Source organism: Streptosporangium sp. NPDC048047 (assembly GCF_040653115.1).
Lineage (GTDB): Bacteria > Actinomycetota > Actinomycetes > Streptosporangiales > Streptosporangiaceae > Streptosporangium.
On record NZ_JBEZNH010000114.1, the window covers coordinates 1 to 5,726 of the forward strand.

Below are 5,726 nucleotides of genomic sequence, written 5' to 3' on the forward strand. Positions count from 1 at the left end.
ACCGCGCGGGCCGTCCGATCCTCGGGGCGGTCCTGGTCGTCGCGGGAGCCGTGGCAGTCGTGCTCGCCATCAGATTCCGCACGACCTGGGTCCTCGTCGCGGCGGTCCCGGCCCTGCTGGGGCTCATCACCCTGACGCCCTCGCTGGTCCGGGGCGGGGCGGCGCTGGCCGCCCGGACGCTGTCGCTGCCGTTGCGGCTGGCCGCCCGCGACGCGGCCCGCAACCGGGGCCGCACCGCCGCGGCCGTCGCGGCGGTCATGACGGCGACGGCGGCGTGCACGGTCGCGGCCGTCATGGTGGCCAGTGGCTTCGCCGCCCGGAGCGCCTCCTACCACGCGGCCCTCCCGGAGGGGACCACGACGGTCACCGGGCTCTCCTTCGACAACGCCCGGTGGGCCCAGGCCAAGGAGGTCGCCGGACGGAGGTCCTCCGGGGCGCCGCCGATCGAGGCCGTCGCACCCCGGGACGTCAGGGGAACCCGCGTCGAGATCGTCACCCGGGTCTCCTCCGAGGAGACGGTGTACGGCCGTCACTATCACAGAGGACTGCCGGTGGGGGACGGGAGGCTGCTGGCGCTCGTCCAGGGCCGTGAGGACCCGGTCGCGGCGGCGGCGTTCGCCGCGGGCAAGGCCGTGGTATTCGACCCGGACCTGGTGCGTGACGGGCGGCTGCGGTTGATCGTCCGGAGCTCCGGCCGTCGTCCGCGTGGAATCCCGGCCGATCCCGCGGTTCCAGCGGTCGTGGCGCGGGCCGCCGACCCCCGGTACGCCGTCGCGGTGCTTCCCGTCTCCGCCTTGCCCGCCCTCGGCCTGAAACCCCTGGCGCGCGTGCTGTACCTCGACCCGGCCGTCCACCGGCTCGGCCCGGCGGAGCGGACCCGGCTGGAACGGGAGCTGGCCGCCACGGCCGGCCGAGCCGAGGTGATCACCCAGGGTGGGCTCGGGGCGGGCGTCCTGCCGCAGCTCGTGCTGCTCCTGACCGCGGCGGCGGTCCTGGCACTGGGCGGCACGCTCGCCGCCACCGGCCTCGCCGCGGCCGACCTGCGGCCCGACCTCGCCACCATGGCCGCGGTCGGCGCGAAACCCGGCACCCGGCGGCTGGTCGTCGCCGGCCAGGCGGCGTTCATCACCGCCCTCGGCGCGCCGGTCGGCGTACTTCAAGGGGTCGCGGTCGGAGTCGCCGCGCTCTGGCCGGTCCTGGCCCCGGGCCGGACCCTCTCCATGCCACCGCACCAGGAGTGGCTGCCGCCGTTTCCCACCGAACCGCCGGTCGTGGCCGTTCCCTGGACCTTTCTCACCGTGCTGGTGGTCGGCCTGCCGCTGCTGGCGGCGCTGGTCGCGGGGGCGTTCACCCGGACCCGGGTCATCCTGACCCGCCGGATCACCTGACCTCTCGACATCGAGGGACGACCGGCCGGTGCGGCGAGGGTACGCCGTGCCGGGCGTCCGGGCTGGTAGGTGTGGTGGTGAGGTTCCGATCACCAGATCCCGGCGGCGAGCGAGACGATGCCCCACGATGTTCCCGGCGGCCCGCCGGACGGCCCGGCAGGCGGGCCCGGCCCGCCTGGTCCGCCCGGCTCGTCCGGCTCGCCTGGTCCGCCCGGCTCGTCCGGCTCGCCTGGCGGGCCGGAGGACACGGGTCCGTCCGATGCGGCCGACGGCGGGCCCGGAGAAACGGGCGGGCCGGGGGACGCGGGCCGGTCCGGTCCGCGCGGCGGTGAGGGCCGGTTCGGCGTGGCCGGTGCCGGTGGACCCGGTACGGCCGGCGCCGGCCGTACCGGGTCCACCGGCACCGGCCGTTCCGGCGCGGCGGCGTTCCTGCGGGACCTGTGGCGCCGGCCGTCCCGGCGGACGCTGTTCGGCGCCGTCTACGGGACCGTCCTGGCCAGCAGCCTGGCCGCGGCGCTCGACAAGACCGGAGTCCCGCCGAACCCCGGCTACGAGTTGCTGTGGATCCTGGTGTCCGCGCTCGTCTCGGCCGCGGCCCACGCCTACGCGCACGCCATCGCCGAACCGGCGCGGACCGGCGGGTCGCTCGCCCACGCGGCGCGCTCGCTGCTGGCGGAGTGGCCGCTGGTGGCGGCGGCGCTGCCTGCGGTGGCCTCGCTCCTGGCGGCGCACCTGCGGTGGTGGGACCCCTACGTCGCGGTCGAGGCGGTCCTGGTGCTCAACGCGTTCACGCTCTTCGGCCTGGGGGTGTGGGCGGCGCGGGTCTCCGGCCGCGCCCGGTGGGCGGCCCTGCGGACGGGCGGCGCGAGCATGCTGCTCGGCCTGTTCGTCGTCGCCGCGAACGTCCTGATCAAGTGACCCGCCCGGGGCCGGTGCCGGGCGGGTGGCGCCGGCCGTACCGGTTCACGCGAAGGCGTCGCGAGGGCACGGGGACGGACCCGGGCGGCTCGGGGTCGCGAGCCGGGCGTCGTCCACCGGGCGGGGACCGGCCCGGGCGGCGTGGGCGGGACGTCCCGCCCACGCCGGAGGACGGTCTCAGTCGATGACGTCGGCGCAGACCACGTGGGCGCAGAGCTCGATCATCCGCCGCTCGGTGCGCGCGTCGGCGACCCGTGCCATCAGGATCGGCGCCTCGCTGGCGGCGAGCTGCGGCAGCCGGGCGCGCACTCCGCGGTGGATGTCCCGGACCACGTCCTCGGCCGCCGTCATGTGCACCTTGACGTGCAACATGATCCCGGGCGCGCCGGAGGAGGTCCTGGCCTCGGAGATCCACACGTGGTGGACGAGCGGGTAGTCGGCGAGGACCTGCGCGATCGCCGCCCGCAGCGCGGGCAGGATGGGATGGCGGCAGCGACGGTAGCCCGGATCCACCATCTGCATCGGCCCCGACAGGTGGGGCCGGGGGGCGGGGATCCACGGCTGCGCGGGCACTGCGGCCCCGGTGGGCGCGGCGGTCCGCTGCTGGGGGCGGACCGGCGCGGGACGCGACACCGTGGCCATCGCCCCGGTGGCGTACGCCGTCGGGGTGCTGGACGTCAGCGCGGGCGCGGGACCGCTGCGGGTGGAGTCGAGATATCGCCTGAGGTCCTCGATGGGGACGGCGGCGGCCGCCGGTCCCGCTGCGTCGATCACGATTTCCCGCACACCGGTGACGCGCTGGATGTCGAGGATGGTGTCGGCGTCGCAGGCCGACAGGGAGTGGCTGCCACGGTGCCGTGCGTAGGTGCTCGTCGAGGTGTATCCGAGGAGCACGCGTTCACCCGTCTGCGTCGTGCCGAGCACGACGGAGCGGTCCGGTCGCACGGCTACCAGGAGTCCCCATTCGGCGAGCGCCGCCAGCAGCCGGTGCGGGCCGCCGTGCTGTGCGAGCACGTCGCCGAGAGCGGGGTTCCCGATGCTCATATGAGGAACGATAGGTAGGGGACCACGGCTTATGAGGGTAATCGTGAACTTTTGTGGTGAGCAATACCAAGTTGAATTTTGTACGCATGAGATCGTCCCGGATGGGTAGCGGCAAGACCCGTCTCGTATGCCGGGACACTCGTGAACACGTTCACAAGCGTCGGTAGACTCGAGAGGTCGTGCAGCAGCCTCTCGTCTTAAGGATCCCGCCTGTGAACAAGCCCGTCGTACTGGTCGCAGAGGAACTCTCCGAGGCCGGTCTCGCGGTCCTGGGCGCGGACTTCGACGTCCGCCACGTCGACGGCGCCGACCGCGCGCAGTTCCTGCCCGCCCTCGCCGGGGTCGACGCCCTCATCGTGCGCAGCGCCACCCAGGTGGACGCCGAAGCGATCGCCGCCGCGCCGAAGCTCCGGGTCGTCGCCCGCGCCGGCGTCGGGCTGGACAACGTCGACGTCGAGGCCGCCACCAAGGCCGGTGTCATGGTCGTCAACGCCCCGACCTCCAACATCACCAGCGCCGCCGAGCACACCGTCGCGCTGATCCTCGCCTCCGCGCGCAACGTCGCCCAGGCGCACTCCGCGCTCAAGGGCGGCGAGTGGAAGCGCTCCAAGTACACCGGCGTCGAGCTCGACGAGAAGGTCGTCGCCATCCTCGGCCTCGGCAAGATCGGTCAGCTCGTCGCCCAGCGCCTGCAGCCGTTCGGGGTCGAGCTGATCGCCTACGACCCCTACCTGCAGCCGGCCCGCGCCGCGCAGATGGGCGTCCGCCTGGTGTCGCTGGAGGAGGCCCTCGCCGAGGCCGACTTCATCACCGTGCACCTGCCCAAGTCCAAGGAGACCATCGGGCTCATCGGCGACAAGGAGCTGCGGGCCGTCAAGCCGACGGTGCGCCTGATCAACGTCGCCCGCGGCGGCATCATCGACGAGAACGCCCTGTACTCGGCGATCAAGGAGGGCCGGGTCGCCGGCGCCGGCGTCGACGTCTTCCCCAAGGAGCCGGTCACCGACAGCCCGCTGTTCGAGCTGGACCAGGTCGTCGTCACCCCGCACCTGGGCGCCTCCACCCACGAGGCCCAGGAGAAGGCCGGCACCCAGGTCGCGCGCAGCGTGAAGCTGGCCCTTGCCGGGGAGTTCGTGCCGGACGCCGTCAACGTCCAGGGCGGCGCCGTCGCCGAGGACGTCAAGCCCGGCCTGCCGCTGGCCGAGAAGCTCGGCCGGGTGTTCACCGCGCTGGCCGGCGAGGTCGCCACCCGCCTGGACGTCGAGGTCCGCGGTGAGATCACCGCGCACGACGTGCGGGTGCTGGAGCTGGCCGCGCTCAAGGGCGTCTTCGCCGACGTGGTGGAGGACTCCGTCACCTACGTCAACGCCCCGCTGCTGGCCAGGGACCGCGGGGTGACCGTCGAGCTGGTCACCAGCCCGGACAGCCCCGACTGGCGCAACGTGGTGACCGTGCGCGGCGTCCTCGCCGACGGCCGTACGGTCTCGGTCTCCGGAACGCTGTCCGGCCCGCGGCAGATCACGAAGATCGTCGAGGTCAACGGTTACCAGATGGAGATCGAGCCGACCGACCACCTGTCGTTCTTCACCTACAGCGACCGTCCCGGCGTCGTCGGCGTCGTCGGGCGCATCCTGGGCGACCACGGCATCAACATCGCCTCGATGCAGGTGGCCCGTGATGTCAAGGGCGGCAAGGCGCTCATCGCGCTGACCGTCGACACCGCCATCCCGGCCGACGTGGTGGACCAGATCGCCGCCGAGATCGGCGCCGACAGCGGCCGCTCGGTCGACCTGGCCGACTAGCCCGCCGTCTCCGCGGGTCCCCGGCACGGCGGGGGCCCGCGGAGACGTTTCCGAGCCCGTACGGCGAGCGGACCCGAGCCCGTACGGCGGAGCGGATCCCGGGCGTGCACGGCGGGACGGGCCGTCACGCGGAGCGCGCGCTGGCGTCTCATCATGTGAGAAATGTGTACGGCGGGCGAGACGGCGTTCCGGCGGGCGGGTACTGTGACAGGAAATGCGCCAGGTTCTCGTAATCCTTACCTGCCGCGGCGGGGCCTGACGGACAGGCCGGCACCTCGCCGCGGTGCGATGGCGTTCGCCGGCTTCACCTTCGCGTCGCGGATCCGCGACCCGGATCCGCGGCCCCAGGCCCGGTCGGACTCGTGACCGGAGTCCCCCATCACATTTCCCGCTCGCCCGTGAACGAGACGAGGCTTGTCATGTACGACATGTATCCCTGGAACCGTCCGGAAGAAAGCAAGGACGAGGCCGCCGACGCGCTGCAGACCGCGCTGGACCGGCGCGACAACGGCGGGGTGCCCATCCGCTAATGGGAGCTACCGGGTCGGCTGATCAGGCAGACTCGGTGCCTGGT

Annotated in this window: 4 protein-coding genes; 3 read left to right on the forward strand and 1 reads right to left on the reverse strand. The window is 73.6% G+C overall.

Translation table 11 applies throughout. The features are described from left to right. Positions 1-1,388: FtsX-like permease family protein (locus AB0D67_RS38795; protein ID WP_362947355.1), on the forward strand; the 1,388-nt coding region annotated here is incomplete at its 5' end. Between the two features lie 345 nt (positions 1,389-1,733). Beyond that, positions 1,734-2,306, forward strand: coding sequence for a hypothetical protein (locus AB0D67_RS38800; RefSeq protein ID WP_362947357.1), 573 nt, complete (start codon positions 1,734-1,736; stop codon positions 2,304-2,306). Positions 2,307-2,483: 177 nt separating this feature from the next. On the opposite strand, the gene AB0D67_RS38805 is transcribed toward AB0D67_RS38800, so the two are convergent. Then, entirely contained in the window at positions 2,484-3,350 is an 867-nt protein-coding gene (locus AB0D67_RS38805; RefSeq protein ID WP_362947360.1) for a hypothetical protein, read from the reverse strand. A gap of 212 nt (positions 3,351-3,562) precedes the next feature. Here AB0D67_RS38805 and serA point away from each other — a divergent pair, with 212 nt between their 5' ends. Then, on the forward strand, positions 3,563-5,152 hold the full coding sequence (gene serA, locus AB0D67_RS38810) for a phosphoglycerate dehydrogenase (protein ID WP_362947363.1): 1,590 nt from the start codon (positions 3,563-3,565) through the stop codon (positions 5,150-5,152). The last annotated feature ends 574 nt before the right edge of the window (positions 5,153-5,726 follow it).